The 20248-nt window shown below is 41.5% G+C and carries 20 protein-coding genes; 19 read left to right on the top strand and 1 reads right to left on the bottom strand.

Annotation, left to right across the window (positions count from 1 at the left end):
• Positions 1–3 precede the first annotated feature (3 nt).
• The 19 genes from yqfD (at position 4) to MHB69_RS11535 (ending at position 19206) form a co-directional block, all read left to right on the top strand.
• Complete coding sequence (gene yqfD, locus MHB69_RS11625; protein WP_041118008.1) at positions 4–1194, top strand: sporulation protein YqfD; 1191 nt, start codon at positions 4–6, stop codon at positions 1192–1194.
• Positions 1195–1197: 3 nt separating this feature from the next.
• Positions 1198–2157 (top strand): PhoH family protein, encoded by a 960-nt coding sequence (locus MHB69_RS11620; RefSeq protein ID WP_046311804.1) that lies wholly within the window; start codon positions 1198–1200, stop codon positions 2155–2157.
• 138 nt (positions 2158–2295) lie between these two features.
• Complete coding sequence (locus tag MHB69_RS11615; RefSeq protein WP_170825875.1) at positions 2296–4383, top strand: HD family phosphohydrolase; 2088 nt, start codon at positions 2296–2298, stop codon at positions 4381–4383.
• The gene (ybeY, locus tag MHB69_RS11610) at positions 4384–4863 is read left to right on the top strand and encodes an rRNA maturation RNase YbeY (protein ID WP_024423021.1); all 480 of its coding nucleotides are present in this window, start codon (positions 4384–4386) and stop codon (positions 4861–4863) included. It begins immediately after the preceding gene.
• Complete coding sequence (locus MHB69_RS11605; protein WP_024423020.1) at positions 4841–5227, top strand: diacylglycerol kinase family protein; 387 nt, start codon at positions 4841–4843, stop codon at positions 5225–5227. Before ybeY ends, MHB69_RS11605 begins: the two co-directional genes overlap by 23 nt.
• Positions 5228–5340: 113 nt before the next feature.
• Positions 5341–5739 (top strand): cytidine deaminase, encoded by a 399-nt coding sequence (locus tag MHB69_RS11600; RefSeq protein ID WP_008356263.1) that lies wholly within the window; start codon positions 5341–5343, stop codon positions 5737–5739.
• The gene (era, locus tag MHB69_RS11595; protein ID WP_007501305.1) at positions 5732–6637 is read left to right on the top strand and encodes a GTPase Era; all 906 of its coding nucleotides are present in this window, start codon (positions 5732–5734) and stop codon (positions 6635–6637) included. The genes MHB69_RS11600 and era overlap by 8 nt, the downstream gene beginning before the upstream one ends.
• Positions 6638–6785: 148 nt before the next feature.
• Positions 6786–6929 (top strand): YqzL family protein, encoded by a 144-nt coding sequence (locus MHB69_RS11590; protein ID WP_003217288.1) that lies wholly within the window; start codon positions 6786–6788, stop codon positions 6927–6929.
• 35 nt (positions 6930–6964) lie between these two features.
• Positions 6965–7735: a DNA repair protein RecO gene (recO, locus tag MHB69_RS11585; RefSeq protein WP_034280128.1), complete on the top strand. Its 771-nt coding sequence runs from the start codon at positions 6965–6967 to the stop codon at positions 7733–7735.
• Positions 7736–8063: 328 nt separating this feature from the next.
• Complete coding sequence (gene glyQ / locus MHB69_RS11580) at positions 8064–8951, top strand: glycine--tRNA ligase subunit alpha (RefSeq protein WP_268480860.1); 888 nt, start codon at positions 8064–8066, stop codon at positions 8949–8951.
• Positions 8944–10989: a glycine--tRNA ligase subunit beta gene (gene glyS / locus MHB69_RS11575; protein ID WP_120208221.1), complete on the top strand. Its 2046-nt coding sequence runs from the start codon at positions 8944–8946 to the stop codon at positions 10987–10989. Before glyQ ends, glyS begins: the two co-directional genes overlap by 8 nt.
• A 167-nt stretch (positions 10990–11156) precedes the next feature.
• Positions 11157–11795, top strand: a complete 639-nt coding sequence (locus MHB69_RS11570) for a helix-turn-helix transcriptional regulator (RefSeq protein WP_024423017.1) — start codon at positions 11157–11159, stop codon at positions 11793–11795.
• A gap of 25 nt (positions 11796–11820) precedes the next feature.
• Complete coding sequence (locus MHB69_RS11565; protein WP_008342399.1) at positions 11821–12642, top strand: pyruvate, water dikinase regulatory protein; 822 nt, start codon at positions 11821–11823, stop codon at positions 12640–12642.
• A gap of 260 nt (positions 12643–12902) precedes the next feature.
• Positions 12903–13403: a YaiI/YqxD family protein gene (locus MHB69_RS11560; protein ID WP_024423016.1), complete on the top strand. Its 501-nt coding sequence runs from the start codon at positions 12903–12905 to the stop codon at positions 13401–13403.
• 33 nt (positions 13404–13436) lie between these two features.
• Complete coding sequence (gene dnaG / locus MHB69_RS11555) at positions 13437–15266, top strand: DNA primase (protein ID WP_268480859.1); 1830 nt, start codon at positions 13437–13439, stop codon at positions 15264–15266.
• 206 nt (positions 15267–15472) lie between these two features.
• Positions 15473–16594, top strand: coding sequence for an RNA polymerase sigma factor RpoD (rpoD, locus tag MHB69_RS11550; protein WP_008342392.1), 1122 nt, complete (start codon positions 15473–15475; stop codon positions 16592–16594).
• 301 nt (positions 16595–16895) lie between these two features.
• A complete protein-coding gene (cccA, locus tag MHB69_RS11545) occupies positions 16896–17255 on the top strand; it encodes a cytochrome c550 (protein ID WP_034280134.1) in 360 nt (119 codons plus the stop codon).
• Between the two features lie 120 nt (positions 17256–17375).
• Positions 17376–18092 carry a tRNA (adenine(22)-N(1))-methyltransferase TrmK gene (locus tag MHB69_RS11540; protein WP_342495577.1) on the top strand — a complete coding sequence of 239 codons (717 nt, stop codon included), beginning with the start codon at positions 17376–17378 and terminating at the stop codon, positions 18090–18092.
• A complete protein-coding gene (locus MHB69_RS11535; protein WP_342495576.1) occupies positions 18085–19206 on the top strand; it encodes a Nif3-like dinuclear metal center hexameric protein in 1122 nt (373 codons plus the stop codon). Before MHB69_RS11540 ends, MHB69_RS11535 begins: the two co-directional genes overlap by 8 nt.
• A gap of 37 nt (positions 19207–19243) precedes the next feature.
• Here MHB69_RS11535 and MHB69_RS11530 read toward each other — a convergent pair whose 3' ends face one another.
• Positions 19244–20188, bottom strand: coding sequence for a 4-hydroxy-3-methylbut-2-enyl diphosphate reductase (locus MHB69_RS11530; RefSeq protein WP_034280141.1), 945 nt, complete (start codon positions 20186–20188; stop codon positions 19244–19246).
• Positions 20189–20248 lie beyond the last annotated feature (60 nt).

Genomic DNA, 20248 nt, shown 5'->3' with positions numbered 1-20248 from the left:
AGCGTGAAGAATAAATGGTTCGCCTATTTTATTGGCAGAGTGGAAGTGGAGATCAAAGGAAATGGCATTGAGCGGCTCATTAATGAGTGCACGAGGCAGGGGATCACAATGTTTCAAGTGAGCCGCCGTCAAGACAGCGTGCGCTTATTTATTCGCTTATCAGATGTACATGCCTTCAGAAAGGTACGCAGACATCATGACGTGACATGTTCATTTCATCAAAAAAAGGGCTTTCCATTTCTACTCCTATGGTCAAGGAAGAATATCGGATTTACCCTTGGGATTGTATGCTTTCTAGTGACGATATTGGCGCTTTCAAACATGGTATGGAAAATCGATATTAAAGGAGCCAATCCAGAAACTGAACATCAAATGAGAAAGCATTTAGACGACATTGGGGTGCAAAAAGGACGTTTTCAGTTTCTAATGGGAACACCTGAAAAAATTCAAAAATCCCTGACAACCAATATTCAAAGCATCACATGGGTCGGCGTAGAACTAAACGGCACAACCTTTCAAATGAAAGTTGTGGAAAAAAATGAACCTGAAAAAGAAAAATACACGAGTCCTCAGCATATCGTCGCCAAGAAAAAGGCTGTCATCACGAGAATGTATGTAGAAAAAGGGGAGCCGCTTGCCGCGGTTGATGAACATGTAAAGAAAGGACAGATGCTTGTCTCTGGACTCATTGGCAGTGAAGATCAGCAAAAAACGGTAGGAGCCAAAGCGAAAATCTATGGTGAAACGTGGTATCGTTCAGAAGTTTCTGTCCCTCTTCGAACATCTTTTGACGTTTTTACGGGTAAAATGAAGACAAAGCACAAGCTCTCCGCATTTGGAGGCTCACTGCCATTTTGGGGCTTTTCTTTTAAAAAGGATGATTTTAAGCAGCCAAAAACAGAAACAGAAGTTCATCCGCTTCATTTCTTAAACATGCAGCTCCCATTCTCTTATGAAAAGGAAATTACACGCGAAAGTGAGAAAATAAATCGCGAATACACAAATAAAGAAGCGGTTCAAGCAGGGATTAAAATGGGTAAAAAAGAATTAGAAGAGAAGCTAGGTCAAACAGGAGAGGTGAAAAGTGAAAAAGTTTTGCACGAGACAACAGGGAATGGTAAAGTTAAGTTAATCATCCTTTACCAAGTAATAGAAGATATTGTTCAACCAACACCTATTGTTCAGGGAGACTAGAGAATGACAGAACATTTACTTGAGATTCAACAAAAATTGGATAGCCCAAACGAAGCGATTGCTTTATTTGGCAATCAAGATGCTTATCTGAAACTAATGGAAAACGAGCTGAACGTCTCCATTATTACGCGTGGAGAAAAAGTGTATGTTTCTGGTGAGGAAGCATCGAGAGATACAGTAAGCCGTTTGATCACATCTCTTTTACATCTCATCCGTAAAGGAATTGAGATATCTGAACGGGATGTCGTCTATGCCATTAAAATGGCGCAAAAAAACAAGCTGAATTATTTTGAAAATATGTATGAAGATGAAATTACGAAAAATGCCAAAGGAAAGTCGATCAGGGTGAAAACAATCGGCCAGCGTGAATATGCTGCGGCGATGAAAAAAGATGACCTGGTCTTTGGAATTGGACCTGCTGGTACAGGGAAGACGTATTTGGCAGTCGTCAATGCGGTACATTCGCTGAAAAATGGACATGTGAAACGGATAATCCTGACAAGACCAGCTGTTGAAGCAGGAGAGAGTCTTGGCTTTTTACCAGGCGATTTAAAGGAAAAAGTAGATCCTTATTTAAGACCACTATATGATGCCCTGCATGATGTGCTTGGCAGTGATCATACGGAACGACTAATCGAGCGCGGCGTGATTGAAATAGCGCCCCTTGCCTATATGAGAGGCCGGACGCTTGATGATGCATTTGTGATTTTAGATGAAGCGCAGAATACAACACCTGCCCAAATGAAAATGTTTTTGACGAGACTTGGGTTTGGCTCTAAAATGGTCATTACAGGAGATATTACACAGATTGATCTGCCAAAGGGCATGCAGTCAGGTCTTGCAGCTGCAAAGGACATGCTTGCAGAGATCAGGGGCATCTCATTTATTGAATTAGACCAGACAGATGTGGTCAGACACCCGCTTGTGGCGAAGATCATTGGCGCATACGAAAAGCAAAAATGAACTGAGTGACCCGATCGTCTTCATCGGGTCATTTTGTTTCGATCGTGGTTTAAAGTAAAAAAGGAGGTACTTTCCTTGAGAAAGAATCAAAAAGGCAGTAAGCGCAAAAGACTGCTGTCTAAAAAAGAACCTCAGAAAATGGAGCGCTCACGTTATTTAAATGTTTTGCTGTACGCTGGTTTAGCAGCCATTTTATTCGTGGTGCTCTTCTTCCATGTAAAGCCTGAATCGCTCGACTTAGATTTATTTTCAGTGAGCGAACAGACCATCTATTCTCCGTCAACCGTTGATGATCAAGAAGCGACAGAAGAAAAGAAACAAGAAGCAACAGATCAGGTAGAAGATCAATATACGCTCAAAAAAGCGTATTCTGATAATCGCGTAGACCTCATCTCATCCCTCTTTGAAGCCATTAAAGAAGAGAAGAAAGCAGCTGATGATAAAGAGAACGCGCCATCAGATCAAGAAATGGTCAAGCGTGTCAAAGAAAAGCTCACAACAGATATGCAGGAAGCTGTTTCGGATCAATCCATCAAAGCACTGCTCCAAGCAAGTGATGAAAATCTCTCATTTACTAAGGATTCCATCATCACAGTGGTGAATTCACTGATGAGTAAAGAAATCACAGCAGCGAAATTACAAGATGAGAAAAAACAAGTCAAAACAGAGCTTAAAAACAATTCGATTCCATCAAAATACTTAAATGCGGCGAAAGAAATCGGTGAATTTGCGATCATTCCAAACTATGTATTTGACCCAGTGGCAACAGAGAAGAAAAGACAGGAAGCGGCTGACAATATTCAGCCTGTGCAAATTAAGCAGGGGCAAATCTTAGTTGAAGAAGGAGAGCTCATTGACCGGGAAGTTTATCGCAAATTAGAACTCACGGGTCTGTTAAACAGCTCAAATTTATTTAAGCCTGTAAGTGGTCTTCTCATATTAATTGGACTTTTCTTAGCAGCGATTGTTCATTCCCTTGAATCGAGGAAAAAATCGCTTGTCCATAAGAATAAGTCGTTACTGCTTTACTCGCTTATTTTCACGATTATATTAATTATCATGGAAGTGTTCAGCCTCTTCCAGGAAACGAAGTATACGACGATAGGCTATGTCGTGCCAGTGGCACTTGGCACGATGCTGATCAAGCTGCTAATTAATGAGCGGCTGGCGATCTTCTCCGGTCTTGTATTTGCTCTTTGCGGCAGTATGATGTTTAATCAAGGAGTAACCGGCGTCTTTAACTATGTGATCTGCGCTTATTATCTGATGAGCGGGATGGCGGGTATTTTATTTTTAAGAAAACATAATGCAAGATCAAAAATATTGCAGGCTGGGCTTTTGGTTGCTTTGGTGAATGTACTTGTGGTTTTATCCATTACACTCATCCAAAACTCTTCACCATCAGGGCTTGAAATCGGTGTGAACCTCATGATGGCGATTGTGTCAGGGTTTGCATCATCTATCTTGGTCATTGGGTTAATGCCTGTTTTTGAGAGCATGTTTGGTATTCTTTCCACAATGAAACTGATTGAATTATCCAATCCAAATCATCCGCTGCTCAAAAAGATTTTAACCGAGACACCAGGTACATATCATCATAGTGTTATGGTGGCGAATTTAGCGGATGCTGCATGTGAAGCAGTCGGCGCAAATGGTCTTTTAGCAAGGGTCGGTGCTTATTATCATGACATTGGGAAAACGAAAAGACCGCAGTACTTTATCGAAAACCAAATGAACATTGATAATCCGCATGACAAGCTTTCTCCTCAGCTGAGTAAAAATATTATTATTGCCCATACGACAGATGGCGCTGATATGCTGAGAGAAAAGAAGTTTCCTGAAGAACTTGTCGACATTGCCGAACAGCATCACGGGAAGTCTCTTTTAAAGTTTTTTTACTATAAGGCGAAAGAGCGTGATGATCAGGTGACAGAAGAAGAATTCCGTTACCCTGGTCCAAAGCCGCAATCAAAAGAAGCAGCGATTATTTCTGTGGCTGACAGCGTTGAAGCGGCGGTTCGTTCGATGCATAATCCAAATCCAGAGCGGATTGAAAAGCTTGTCAAAGGCATTATTTCAGATAAAATGCAGGACGGGCAATTTAGTGAATGTGACCTCACATTTAAAGAATTAAATATTATCAGCCAAACGATTTGTACAACATTAAAGGGGATTTTCCATTCTCGGATTGAATATCCAGATGCCCCGAAGCAGAAGGTGAAGTAAATGACATTGTTAATCGATTTAATAGATGAAACAGGACAAGTATCAAAAGAGCAGCTTGAAGAAGTGGAAAAGCTTCTTCAGTTTGCTGCAGACGAACTTGAGGTCAAGGATCAAGCGGAAGTATCAGTGACGATTGTTTCGAATGAAGAGATTCATCAAATCAATAAAGAATACCGCGGAAAAGACGCACCAACGGATGTGATCTCCTTTGCACTTGAGGAAGAAGGAGAAGGGGAGATTGAAATCATTGGAGCAGATGATATCCCGCCTGTACTTGGTGACATTATCATTAGTGTGGATCGAACGAAAGAGCAGGCAGAGGAATATGGACATTCCTTTATGAGAGAGCTTGGATTCTTAACGATTCATGGCTTCCTCCATTTGCTCGGGTACGATCATATGACAGAGGAAGATGAAAAAGAAATGTTCGCCAAACAGACAAAAATCTTGGATGATTATGGCCTTTCGAGATCATCGTAAGAAAAGAAGGCCGCTCGCCCGTTTTTTTCGGAGTTTTTACTATGCATTTAGAGGAATATGGCGAACTTTCTTGAATGAACGGAATTTTCGATTTCACACAGTCGCAGCCATCATCGTGGTGATCTGCGGCTTTTGGTTCCGCATTGACCCATTTGAATGGCTGATCGTTCTTCTTCTTTGCGGGGGGATGTTTGCGCTTGAACTTGTCAATACAGCCATTGAACATACAGTGGATCTGATGACAGAAGAAAGGCACCCGCTTGCAGAGAGAGCGAAGGACGCTGCGGCAGGCGCTGTTTGCGTTTACGCCGCGATTTCGGTTATGATTGGGTTGATCATCTTCTTACCGAAGATCATGCAATAGAACAATATTACTATTTATTAACATTTTTAGAAATGGGCGTGAAAATGTCACGTGAATTATGTAAAATATAAATGTGACAGTGGTACCATTTCTTCTGAAAGTGGGAACTAGGAATGAACAAACAAGAGTTGATTTCAGAAGCAATCAAAGCAAGAGATTTTGCATATGTACCCTATTCTAAATTCAAAGTCGGTGCAGCATTACTGTCGAATGATGGAAAAGTGTATGGCGGCTGCAACATTGAAAATGCAGCATATGGTATGTGTAATTGTGCGGAAAGAACAGCACTTTTTAAAGCCTATTCAGAAGGCATTACATCTTTTCAAATGTTAGCAGTGGTGGCTGATACAGACCGTCCTGTTTCGCCGTGCGGCGCATGCAGACAGGTCATTTCAGAGCTATGTGCACCTGATATGCCAGTGATTCTAACGAACTTAAAAGGACATATATACGAAACAACAGTAAACGAACTATTGCCAGGCGCATTTTCACCGGAGGATTTAAATGACTAACGAAAGCTTCAAATCAGGATTTGTATCAATTATTGGAAGACCCAATGTAGGGAAATCAACTTTTCTTAATCGTGTCATTGGACAAAAGATCGCCATCATGAGCGATAAGCCCCAAACGACGCGAAACAAAGTGCAAGGTGTTCTGACAACAAACACATCACAAACGATCTTTATCGATACACCGGGGATTCATAAACCTAAGCATAAGCTTGGTGATTTTATGATGAGGGTGGCTCAAAATACACTGAAGGAAGTCGACCTGATCTTGTTTATGATTAACGCACAGGAAGGCTATGGCAAAGGTGATGAATTCATCATTGAACGACTAAAGCAAACATCTACACCGGTGTTCCTAGTCGTTAATAAAATTGACCAAATTCATCCAGATGAACTGTTCCTTTTAATTGATGAATACCGCACACGTTACCCATTCAAGGAAATTGTGCCAATTTCAGCTCTTGAAGGAAACAATATCGACACGCTTCTTCAGCAGATTGAAGGTTATCTTCCAGAGGGCCCTCAATTTTATCCGGCAGATCAAGTAACAGATCATCCAGAACGGTTTATTATTTCTGAATTAATTCGTGAAAAAGTGCTGCATTTAACGAGAGAAGAGATTCCGCACAGTATTGCGGTTGCGATTGAATCGATTAAGCCAGATGAAAATGGCAAGATCCATGTCGCGGCGACCATTGTCGTAGAACGTGATTCGCAAAAAGGGATCGTCATTGGTAAACGAGGCAGCTTGTTAAAAGAAGTGGGACAAAAAGCGCGCAGAGATATTGAAGCACTTCTAGGCTCAAAAGTGTATTTAGAGCTTTGGGTCAAAGTTCAGAAGGACTGGCGTAATAAATCCACTCACCTGCGTGATTTTGGATTTAGAGAAGACGAATATTAAAAAATCGCTGCATTTGTCAGCAAATCTGACAATGGTGCGGTTCGATTAGTAAAAATTGTTTATCATGAAATGGAGGTAGCCTGGTCAAGATAAAATTAATATGTTGGATGTAGCGTTGCTGCTTCTAATAAAGAAAGGTGGGGTTTTTATGTTGAATTTTACATGGAACGTATTTTCACAAACAGGAAGCGTTGACACGTATCTGCTTTTCAAAGAGTTAGAAAAGGAGAACCTGGAAAGACCCGATGTACTTGAAGAAGAGATAGCACGATTTGATTTTCCAATCTTATAATTCTTGACCCCCTCCAATGCTCGGAGTGTAGACAAATGCTCATTAAAAGTGAAGGAATCGTCCTTAGAACAACAGATTATGGCGAAACAAACAAAATTGTCACGCTGCTCACTAGAGAACATGGAAAAATTGGCGTGATGGCAAGAGGCGCTAAAAAATCAAACAGCCGCCTGTCAGCTATAAGCCAGCCGTTTTTATACGGCACCTTTCTCATCCAATCATCAACAGGACTTGGAACGCTCCAGCAAGGCGAAATGATTGAAAGTATGCGGGCCATTCGGGAAGACTTATTTCTGACCGCATATGCCGCATATATGACGGAATTGATGGATAAAGGGACAGAAGAAAAAAAGCCAAACCCTTATTTGTTTGAGCTTCTGCTTCAATCTCTGCGTCATCTCAACGAAGGTACAGATGCTGATATTATTTTATTTATCGTAGAGGTCAAAATGTTATCAGTGATGGGGATGAAGCCTGAACTTGATCAATGTGTGCACTGTGGTCAAAAAGAAGGGCAGTTCCATTTCTCAATAAGAGATAACGGCTTCATTTGCCAAAATTGTTTTTCGAAAGATCCATATAAACTGCCCTTATCCCCCGCAGCTGCAAGGCTGCTCCGTTTGTTTCATTATTTTGATTTATCAAGGCTTGGTCAGGTTGATGTGAAACAGCAGACGAAACAAGAAATTCGTCAAGTGCTTGATCACTACTATGACGAATATTCCGGCCTCTATTTAAAATCAAAAAAATTCATGAATCAGATGGAATCCATGAAAAAGCTAATGGGCGGGGAAAACAAAAGTTGACATCTCCCATGACTTTTTGTAAGATCATCTAAGATAAAATATGTTGCATTGACAGAAAGAAGTACTTACGTAAAATCCATAAAAGCGACCTTAGGGCGGTGTGAGCTAAGGATGGAGGCGTAACGAAAGGCATTCTTGAGCAACGTAAAACAAAGCGGCTGGGTGCTACGACACCAGCAAATAGGGTGGAACCGCGGGAAAAACTCTCGTCCCTATGTTTGCAAGAACCTTGCGAGCATAGAGACGGGAGTTTTTGTGTTCTCTTACAAGGTTCTCATCCCACCCGCCATACATAGCGGTTGGTCTAGAAAAGATGGAGGTGCGATCATTGAATATTCAAGACATGATTTTGACGCTGCAAAAGCATTGGTCAAATGAAGGCTGCGTATTAATGCAGGCGTATGACACAGAAAAAGGTGCCGGAACGATGAGTCCATACACGTTCCTCAGAAGCATCGGCCCAGAGCCGTGGAAGGTAGCTTATGTAGAGCCTTCAAGACGCCCGGCTGATGGCAGATATGGAGAAAACCCAAATAGATTGTATCAGCATCACCAATTTCAAGTGATCATTAAGCCATCACCTGACAATATTCAAGAGCTATATCTTGAATCATTGAAGGCACTTGGCATTGACCCGCTGAAACATGATATTCGTTTTGTGGAAGATAACTGGGAAAATCCATCTCTTGGCTGTGCAGGACTTGGCTGGGAAGTATGGCTTGATGGGATGGAAATTACGCAGTTCACGTATTTCCAACAAGTCGGCGGCTTAGAATGTAAGCCCGTTTCTGTTGAAATCACATACGGTATTGAACGTCTTGCTTCTTACATCCAGGACAAAGAAAATGTCTTCGATCTTGAATGGACAGCCGGATTTACGGTCAGAGATTTATTCTTAATGGCTGAATACGAGCACTCTGTTTATACATTTGAAACATCTAATACTGACATGCTGTTCGAGCTATTTACAACCTATGAGAAAGAAGCACATAGCCAAATGGACAAAGGGCTTGTTCACCCGGCATACGATTATGTCCTCAAATGCTCTCATACGTTTAACCTGCTCGATGCAAAGGGTGCTATTTCTGTGACTGAGCGAACTGGTTATATCGGAAGAGTGCGTCAGTTAGCAAGAAAAGTAGCCAAAACCTATTATGAAGAACGCGAAAAACTGGGATTCCCTATGCTAAAAGAGGAGGCGGCTTCTCATGAATAAACAAGATGTATTACTTGAAATCGGCTTAGAAGAGATGCCGGCTCGTTTCATGCCAGAGAGCACAAAGCAGCTGGGTGAGAAAGTAAAAGCATGGTTTGAAACGCAAAATATTTCATTCGAAGAGACTGCTTTATTTAACTCACCTAGACGTCTTGCTGTACTTGTGAAAGGTGTCGCAGAAAAACAAGAAGACATCAAAGAAGAAGCAAAAGGCCCGGCTAAAAAGATTGCCCAAGATGCTGAAGGCAATTGGACAAAAGCAGCTGAAGGCTTTGCAAGAGGACAAGGTGCTTCAACAGATGATCTCTATTTCAAAGAGATCAAAGGAGTGGATTATGTCCATGTCCAAAAGTTTCAAGAAGGAAAGCAAGTCAAAGACCTTCTGCCAGCGTTAGGTGAAATCGCCGCTTCATTAAGTTTTCCAAAGAACATGAGATGGGGAAGCGAGGATTTACGCTATATCCGTCCGATTAAATGGATTGTTTGTTTATTTGGAAAAGAGATTGTACCTGTTGAAATTGCTGGGGTGAAAAGCGGCCGTGAGACTAGAGGACACCGTTTCCTTGGAACGACAGCCAGCATTGACACACCTGCTTCCTATGAACAAACTTTGCGCGATCAATTTGTGATTGCAGACTCAGAGAAAAGAAAACAATTTATTACTGAACAGCTAGATGCGCTATCTTTAGAAAAAGGCTGGGTCATTCCTGTTGATCCTGAACTTCTAGAAGAAGTGAACGATCTTGTAGAATATCCAACTGTGCTGTCTGGTTCCTTTGAAGAAGAGTTTCTTGCATTGCCGGAAGAAGTATTGGTGACGACAATGAAAGAGCATCAGCGCTACTTCCCTGTGAAAAATGAGCAAGGGGAATTATTGCCGCACTTTATTACAGTCAGAAATGGAAACAGTGAGGCGCTCGAAAATGTCGCAAGAGGGAATGAAAAAGTACTTCGTGCGCGTTTATCAGATGCTGCATTCTTCTATAAAGAAGACGAAAAACTAGTGATTGAAGACAATATTAAAAAGCTTGATAAAGTGGTATTCCATGAGAAACTTGGAACAATCGGCGACAAGCTGAAGAGAGTGACAGACATTGCAACTCGTCTAGCGGCGCATGTCGGAGCAGATGACGAAACCACTAAACGTGTGGCGAGAGCAGCAAGTATTTCGAAGTTTGACCTTGTGACTCAAATGGTCTATGAATTCCCAGAATTACAAGGAATCATGGGTGAGAAATATGCAAGAGCTCTTGGTGAACATGAAGAAGTAGCAAGAAGCATCAACGAGCACTATATGCCGCGCTTTGCTGGTGACGAGGCGCCGTCCACTTTGATTGGTGCGATTGTGGCAGTAGCAGATAAGCTTGATTCTATTTGTTCATTCTTCTCAATTGATGTGATCCCAACGGGTTCTCAAGACCCTTATGGACTTAGAAGACAAGCGAGCGGTATCGTTCAAATCCTGCTCGACCGTCATTGGAATATTTCATTTAAAGAGCTGCTAGCACTTGCACAAGTAAAGGCAGAACATGAAGCTGCTCTGATTGAATTTTTAACACATCGTTTAAAATATGTTCTTCAAGCAGAGCATATCCGCCATGATGTTGTTGATGCAGTGCTGGATGTTGAAAATATTGAGCCATATGCAGTCGTCAAAAAAGCAGCTGTTCTTGAAGAGAGTGTGAAACAAGAAAGCTTCAAAGAAACGGCTGAAGCATTGGGGCGCGTCATTTCAATCAGTAAAAAAGGGGAAGATGCAGAGATTCAGCCTGAACTGTTTGAAAATGAACATGAGCAAAAGCTGTTTGAGGCGTATCAGCAAGTAGAGAAAGCTGTAAAGGAACATGTAGCAGCAGGACAATACAGCTTGGCACTTGAGGCGCTGGATACGTTAAAAACACCGATTGTTCATTATTTCGATCATACAATGGTTCATGCGGATGATGAAAAACTGAAGCGAAATCGTTTAGCACAAATGGTCAAACTAGCCAAAGTCATTCAATCATTTGCGAATATGAACAATTTAATTGTAAAATAAATACCTAAGAACGGTTGCCTTTTCTGAAGGGCAATCGTTTTTTACTCATTTAATTCACGGTTTTTGAGTGGATTTTTGTTTCATTCGGACAAAGATGCGCTATAATATGATGAGTTATGAAAATGATATACATAAAATAAAGATTTCGCTCTCTCTATTTAAAGGTGGTGAGTACAATCGAGTTAAATAAACGGCAAGAGCAGATTTTACAGATTGTCAAAGAGAATGGTCCGATCACTGGAGAGCATATCGCCGATCGGCTGAACTTAACAAGGGCGACCCTCAGACCGGATTTAGCCATTTTAACAATGTCAGGCTTTTTAGAAGCAAGACCAAGGGTCGGCTACTTTTTCACAGGAAAAACAGGCACGCAGCTTCTCGCAGATAAGCTGAAAAAACTTCAAGTGAAAGACTTTCAATCCATTCCAGTGGTAATACATGAGAATGTTTCGGTTTATGATGCGATTTGTACGATGTTTTTAGAGGATGTGGGCACATTATTCGTTGTGGACGATCACTCTATTTTAACAGGCGTGTTATCCAGAAAAGACCTCCTTCGCGCAAGTATAGGGAAACAGGAGCTTCCATCTATCCCTGTCCATATTATTATGACAAGAATGCCGAACATCACCGTTTGCCGCAAGGAAGATTTCATTATGGATGTGGCGAAGCACTTGATTGAAAAGCAAATAGATGCACTTCCTGTGATAAAAGATACGGATAAAGGCTTTGAAGTGGTCGGAAGAATTACGAAAACAAATATGACGAAAATACTTGTCAGCTTATCGGAGAACGAAATAATCTAATGACAGAAGACTGCGAGGGGATGTTATGAGTAATCGCGTAATTTTTGTGGTATCAGATTCAGTTGGAGAAACGGCAGAGCTCGTGGTCAAAGCGGCACTTAGCCAATTTGATGGCGGCTCATCAGACCATTCAAATATTAGAAGAATCCCGTATGTAGAGGATGTTGGTACGATTAAAGAAGTCATTTCACTGGCGAAAGCAGATAATGGGATCGTCTGCTTTACTCTTGTTGTGCCAGAAATGCGCCAATTCTTAATCGAGGAAGCAGAAGCAAACGGTGTCGTTTATTATGACATCATCGGTCCGCTCATTGATAAAATGGAAACGGCATATGGAAATGAAGCGAAACATGAGCCGGGTCGTGTACGTCAATTAGATGAGGACTATTTTAAAAAGGTAGAAGCCATCGAGTTCGCTGTGAAATACGATGACGGCAGAGACCCAAGAGGTATTCTAAAGGCTGATATTGTGCTCATTGGTGTATCACGCACGTCCAAGACACCATTATCTCAATATTTGGCACATAAGCGGCTGAAGGTAGCGAACGTTCCAATTGTACCTGAAGTTGATCCGCCAGAAGAGTTATTTTCAGTTGATCCGAAGAAATGTATCGGTTTAAAAATTAGTCCAGACAAACTAAATCATATTCGCAAAGAGCGTTTAAAATCTCTTGGTTTAAATGATCGCGCTATTTATGCGAACATTGAGCGGATTAAAGAGGAACTAGAGTATTTTGAAAAAGTGGTTGACCGCATTAACTGTCAAGTCGTTGATGTATCGAATAAAGCAGTTGAGGAAACGGCAAATGTCATTCATCAAATGCTGACCAAAAGAGGTTCCGAATAACTCAGGATGCTCCTCCTGGGTTTTTCCTATGGTGGGAAACGGGTAAACAAAAACAATAGCATATTTGCTGCATTTGTATTATAATAAAAAATTGTGATAAAATGATTGATTTTAGGTTTAAGTTAAGTCAAGAACGAATAAACTAATATTGGCAGAAGTCAAGTGATTCTGAACATAACTTTTCGACAAAATGAGTTTTACTGTTGATTGCTTTATGGGGGAAAAGTATGGTCTTTTTGCTTCTCTAAAGCAGGAATAAGGTGGAGGGATGGAGAATTAGTCACCTGAATGAACGTAAAAAAGAGAGGACGATTTATGTCGATGCAGATGCTTGTCCTGTAAAAGACGAAATCCTTTCTGTCGCATCTCAATTTCAAGTACCAGTGACATTCATTGCTTCATATGAGCATTTTCAAACCAAAAGATCTCCACTTGAAGATTGGCGGTTTGTAGATACACATAAGGAAGCAGCGGATTTAGTCATTGCAAACTCAGCTGCCGCACATGATATTGTCGTCACCCAAGATATTGGTCTTGCCTCCTTACTGCTTCCGAGACAGGTCATTGTTCTGTCTGAAAGAGGACGAATGTACACAAACGAAACAATTGATTTTGATTTGGAACGCAGGCATGTTTCTAGCAAACAGCGAAGAAAAGGTGTATACGGAAAAGGTCCCAAAAAGCTTTTAGAAGAGGATAAGAAGCGATTTATGGCGCAACTACAAAAAATCCTGTCGAATCATGAAGGATTTTTAAATTAAAAGGCGAATAATGTACGACGGAGTGTTATTAGGATGAGCAAACGTATACCAGATGAACTTTTGGAGCAGATCCAAAAAAACGCAGACATTGTCGAAGTGATTGGAGAATACGTACAGCTTAGAAAGCAAGGTCGAAATTACTTCGGTCTTTGTCCATTCCATGGTGAAAATACTCCTTCATTCTCTGTTTCAGCAGATAAGCAAATCTTCCATTGTTTCGGCTGTGGTGCAGGAGGCAATGTGTTTTCTTTCCTCAGACAAATGGAAGGCTACTCATTTATTGAAGCCGTTTCACATGTGGCTGATAAGTACCATATTGATCTGCCTGATCAGGTAGCGAATGCTCAGATGAGTTCCTCTCAGCAAGAGGACACTGCAGATCATAAAATGATTGAGGCCCATGAGCTTCTTAAGAAATTTTACCACCATTTGCTGGTAAATACAAAGGAAGGTCAAAACGCACTCGATTATTTACGGTCCAGAGGCTTTACGGATGAAACAATTGCCAAGTTTGAGATCGGGTATGCTCTTGATTCTTGGGATTTCGTGACCAAGTTTTTAGAAAAACGAGGATTTGATCCTGTGATGATGGAGAAGGCTGGTCTTTTGATTCAACGTGAAAACGGCAAAGGCTTTTTTGACCGCTTTAGAGATCGTGTCATGTTTCCCATTCATGATCATCATGGAACGGTCATCGCTTTTTCCGGAAGATCGCTTGGTGATCAGCAGCCTAAATATATGAATAGTCCTGAAACGCCGCTTTTTCATAAAAGTAAGCTGCTTTATCACTTTCATGACGCACGTATGCATATTCGCAAACGCGAACGGGCGGTTCTTTTTGAAGGATTTGCAGACGTCATCTCAGCTGTTACATCAGGTGTCGGTGAAAGTGTTGCAACAATGGGTACGTCTCTTACAGAAGAGCACGTAAAGCTTCTCAGGCGGAACGTAGAAGAGATCATCCTTTGCTATGACTCTGATACGGCCGGATACGAAGCGACCATGAAAGCATCAGATTTGCTTGGAAAAAGAGGATGTAAAGTTCGCGTTGCCATGATACCAGATGGACTTGATCCAGATGATTACATTCGTAAATATGGCGGCGAGAAATTTAGGAATGACATCATAGATGCAAGTGTGACATTAATGACGTTTAAGATGAATTTTTTCCGAAGAGGAAAAAACTTATCAGACGAAGGAGACCGTCTTACTTATATGAAGCAGGTTCTCCGAGAAATCAGCCGGTTAAACGGCTCTTTGGAGCAAGAGATTTACATGAAACAGCTTGCTGGGGAGTTTTCGATCTCACTTGATTCATTAAAAGAACAACTGGAGCTGTTTGAAAAACAGCAGCGGCAAGAAACCAAAAGCACGCAGGAAGAAAACGGGCTTGAAAAACGGCGTGCACATCTGTCAACACAAGTGAGAAGAAAGCGTCTGCGGCCGGCATATGAAAATGCAGAGCGAATGCTGCTTGCTCATATGTTAAAAAGCGATGACGTGATCCGCAAAGTACTTGACAGAATCGGGATTGAATTTAATATAGATTCGCACAGGGCGCTGGCAACGTACATTTATGCCTTGTATGAAGAAGGCAAAGAACCAACGCCGCAGCACCTGATGAACCGTATAGAAGATGATGTCATGAATCAGCTGTTGACGGATATATTGATGATTCAAGTCGGAGACGAACTAAGTGAAGCTGAATTAAGTGATTATGTAAAAAAAGTGTTGAATCATCGGAATTTGTCAATGATAAAGGAAAAAGAACTAGAACGTGCAGAAGCGGAGAGGCAAAAAGATTTCTTCAAAGCGGCAACACTTGCAAAAGAAATTATTCAGTTGAACCGTTCGCTGAAGTAATACGTCTATTATTAATGACAGGACTTACGGCTGGCAATGAATCCTTTACGGGAGGAGCATAAGACCGCAAGCATCTTGCCTTCATCATTATTTATTTTATTTCCTATTTGCTTCGTCATCTGTTTGATAGAGAGAGAAAAGCAGGGCGGAAGTAAATCGCAAGTTACTTTAGAATTCGTTGCAAGCTTTGGAAGGAGGGATCCATAATGGCTGATAAACAAGCCCACGAAACCGAAACTGAATTAACCTTTGAACAGGTGAGAGATAAGCTCACTGAAACGGGTAAAAAACGGGGCGTTTTAACATACGAAGAAATTGCAGAGCGTATGTCTAGCTTTGAAATTGAATCAGACCAAATGGATGAATACTATGAATACTTAGGCGAACAGGGTGTAGAGCTCATTAGTGAAAACGAAGAGACAGAAGACCCAAATGTTCAGCAGCTGGCTAAAGCAGAAGAAGAATTTGACCTGAATGATTTAAGCGTACCACCAGGTGTCAAAATCAATGATCCTGTTCGTATGTACTTAAAAGAAATCGGACGCGTCAATTTGTTATCTGCTAAAGAAGAAATTACGTATGCTCAAAAGATCGAAGAGGGCGATGAGGAATCAAAAAGAAGATTAGCGGAAGCGAACCTTCGTCTCGTTGTCAGCATTGCGAAACGCTATGTCGGTCGTGGTATGCTGTTCCTTGACTTGATTCAAGAAGGAAACATGGGTCTGATGAAGGCGGTTGAGAAGTTTGATTACCGCAAAGGATATAAATTCTCAACATATGCGACTTGGTGGATTAGACAGGCGATCACACGTGCGATTGCCGATCAGGCGAGAACAATCCGGATTCCGGTTCATATGGTAGAAACGATTAATAAATTGATCCGTGTTCAAAGACAGCTTCTGCAAGACCTAGGCAGAGAACCAACGCCTGAGGAAATTGCTGAAGACATGGATTTAACTCCAGAAAAGGTAAGAGAGATTCTTAAAATTGCGCAAGAGCCTGTATCTTTAGAAACACCTATTGGTGAAGAAGATGACTCGCATCTTGGTGATTTTATCGAAGACCAAGAGGCGACATCTCCATCTGACCACGCTGCGTACGAACTCTTAAAAGAGCAGCTTGAAGATGTATTAGACACGCTGACGGACCGTGAAGAAAATGTGCTGAGACTACGTTTCGGACTAGACGACGGAAGAACTCGCACGTTAGAAGAGGTTGGAAAGGTGTTCGGCGTAACAAGAGAGCGTATCAGACAAATTGAAGCGAAAGCTCTTCGTAAATTAAGACACCCAAGCAGAAGTAAACGATTAAAAGACTTCTTAGAGTAGAAACCGGACGGATCTTGAAAGAGATCCGTTCTTTCTTATCAAAAATGAAAACGCTTTTTTCAATCTGATTATATTTTACTGAATAACAAATGAATTTGCAACGTTCTTAGAGAAAAGATGTATAAAAAATACATCTAAATGTGCTGAAGGCTTCATTTCTCATCTTGAATCATTTTTGTCTAATCTGTGAACTTGACCAAAGTTTTGTATCATAATTCGTTTACTTTTTGTAAAATTAAAGTAGAATTAGAATTGTTTGCATAGTCTTAAAGGGGTTTTCACAAAGGGGAGGATGAAAGAAATGAAACGGAATCCACTTATACCATTTTTATTGATTGCCATTTTAGGTATTGGACTCACTTTTTTCTTATCAATGAAGGGGCTGAAAGATGAAGAAAAAATTGCCTCTGGGGGCAAAGAGCAAAAGCAAGAAGAGACAGCAAATGCAACGCCGGAAGAATTGTATAAGCAGAACTGTCTAAGCTGTCACGGGGAAAACTATGAAGGCGGCGCAGGTCCTGCATTAAAAGGTGTTGGAGACAAGCTTGAAGTAGCTGACATCAAGAAGAAAATCCAAGAAGGCGGCAACGGGATGCCAGGCGGGCTGATTCCGAATGAAAAGCTCGATGAAATGGCGGAATGGGTGTCTAAAATTAAATAATCTTACACAAAAAGCTCTTTTTCAAAAGAAGAGCTTTTTTCATTTGAAAACGACTTTTAAAAAGTCCATAATTTATATAAGATAGACAAGTATGAACATTAAAGAAAAGTAGTGATACGTATGAATGAAATGAATTTATCGAAACGATTAAAAAAAGTCGCAGACTTTTTACCAGATGAGGCAGTCTTCGCTGATATCGGCTCAGATCATGCTTATTTGCCATGCTATGCGATCCTGCATCAAAAAGCAGTGAAAGCCATTGCTGGTGAAATTACCGATGGACCGCTTCAATCGGTGCAGCAGCAAGTACATAGACTTGAATTAGATGAAGAAATTTCGGTCAGAAAAGGAAATGGCCTTGAAGTCATTGAAAAAGGCGAAGTGAATGCAGTGACGATTGCAGGTATGGGCGGGGCGCTCATCGCAAGCATTCTAAATGAAGGAAGGCATAAGCTCGCAGGCCATGAGAGGCTCATTCTTCAGCCGAATATCCATGCCCATCATATTCGTTTATGGCTTTATCAAGAGGGGTATGATTTGTTAGATGAAGTCATCTTAGAAGAGGACGGCAAAATATACGAAATCATCATCGCAGAAAAAGGCGATAAAGATAAAGCTTATGAAGGAATGTCACTTGAAGCAGGCATGCTGGTTGGTCCGTTCCTTGCGAAAGAGCAAAATGACGTCTTCCGGCGCAAGTGGATGCAAGAGCTTCAGCATATGGAGAAGATAGAAAGTCAAATTCAGCAGGCAGCGCGGACAGAAGAAAATAAAGAACGCCTTGAAGAGCTGAATGCGAAAATAAAGATGCTAAAGGAGGTTTTGACTGTTGGCTAAAACAGTAAACGGGCATGAAATCATCCAATTGTTTGAACAATTTTCACCAAAGGCATACGCCATGGAAGGGGATAAAATTGGTCTTCAGATTGGGACTTTAAATAAAAAAGTAACCAATGTGATGATCACCCTAGATGTATTAGAGAATGTAGTAGATGAGGCGATCGAGCGAAAAGTGGATCTTATTATTGCCCACCATCCGCCGATTTTCCGTCCATTAAAACATGTAGCGACGGATCAGCCGACTGGACGTATCATTGAAAAATGCATCAAACATGATATTGCGGTATATGTGGCACATACGAATTTAGACGTAGCTGATGGCGGAGTCAATGACCTGCTTGCTGAGGCCTTAGAGCTTGAAGAAACAAGAGTGTTAGTGCCGACATACGAAGATCCAATCAAACAGCTTGCTCTGTATGTCCCAGAGGAATTTGAAGAGGCCATCCGGACAGCTTTAGGAAATGCGGGCGCCGGCCATATCGGCAACTACAGCCATTGTGCGTTTTCAAATGAAGGGACAGGCAGCTTTCTGCCATCAGAAGAAGCTGAGCCGTTTATTGGTGAGTCGGGTCAATTAGAATTTGTGAAAGAAGTGCGGATTGAAACCATTTTCCCAGCAAGTATAGAAAAACAAGTGATTCGCGAAATGATCAAAGCACATCCTTATGAAGAAGTCGCCTATAGTGTACACAGGACAGATCTTCCTCCTATTCAAAAAGGTCTTGGCCGTATTGGAGAGCTAAATGAGCCAATGACACTGAGAGATTTCACACAATTTGTGAAAACGAAGCTAGATGTGAATGGTGCTCGTTTTGTAGGAGATCAAGACGCTGTTGTGAAAAAAGTGGCGGTGCTTGGGGGAGACGGAAATAAATACATCCATCAAGCGAAAAGAATGGGTGCAGATGTGTATGTAACAGGAGACCTTTATTTCCATGTTGCGCACGATGCCATGATGCTAGGGCTGAACGTTGTGGACCCGGGGCATTATGCTGAAAAAATTATGAAAGAGGGCGTAAAGGCGAAGCTTCAATCGCTATGTGCGGATAAAAAATATAACGTACAGCTCTTTGTTTCTGAATCAAACACAAACCCATTTCAATTTATGTAAACAAAAAACGTCAGAGCGGATATGCTCTGACGTTTTCTTATTTCTTTGTTTTGACGCGAGGTAAAATTTTAGAAAGAGGAACGGTTCGTTCAATCTTCCAAGTTGTTTCATCATCTGGTTCATAGTTTTCTAAGAAACGAATGACTTCCTTTGTAATAGGTGTTGGTGTTGAAGCACCAGCAGTAACGGCAACGGTTTTGACGCCCTGCAGCCATTCCAGCTTAAGTTCACTTAAGTCGCCAATACGGTAAGCCTGCGTTCCGGCAATCTCCATTGACACTTGTGCGAGACGGTTAGAGTTATTACTTTTTGGATCGCCGACAACAATGGTTAAATCGGCTTGGCCAGCTTGCTGCGATACTGCTTCCTGACGCACCTGTGTCGCAAGGCAAATTTCTTGATGATACTCGACGTGAGGGTATTTCTCTTTAATCAGCTCCATCAGGTCGTGGACATCCCATTGCGACATCGTCGTTTGGTTCGTGATAAGCAGTTTTTCTGATGTTAAATCGAGTGCCTCAATGTCAGCTTCTGTTTCGACAAGGTGTACCTTGTCAGGGGCTACTCCGACAGCTCCTTCTGGCTCAGGATGACCCTTTTTCCCAATATAAATAATGTCATAGCCATCGGCTGTTTTCTCTGAAATGAGTTCGTGAGTTTTCGTTACATCTGGACAGGTCGCATCAATGGTGACAAGGCCTTTTTCTTCTGCGATTTGACGAACCTCAGGAGAAACGCCGTGAGCCGTGAAAATGACTGTTCCGCTTTCAACCTGCTTTAAAATGTCTAAGCGGTTTGGTCCGTCCAGTGTGTAAATTCCATCTTCCTCGAAGGCATCAGTGACATGTTTGTTGTGCACAATCATACCTAATATATAAATTGGGCGTGGCAAGTTCTTATCAAGTGCGGCATTTTTAGCAATGACCATTGCATCCACAACGCCATAGCAATAGCCACGCGGCGATATTTTAATTACATTCATTTATTCGTCCTCCTGTAGGGAAGTGCTGCTAGAGAAGAACAATATAAAAAGCCGTAAAAA

Source organism: Bacillus sp. FSL K6-0994 (assembly GCF_038630815.1).
Lineage (GTDB): Bacteria > Bacillota > Bacilli > Bacillales > Bacillaceae > Bacillus > Bacillus safensis.
This window is presented reverse-complemented; position numbering and strand designations above follow the sequence as displayed.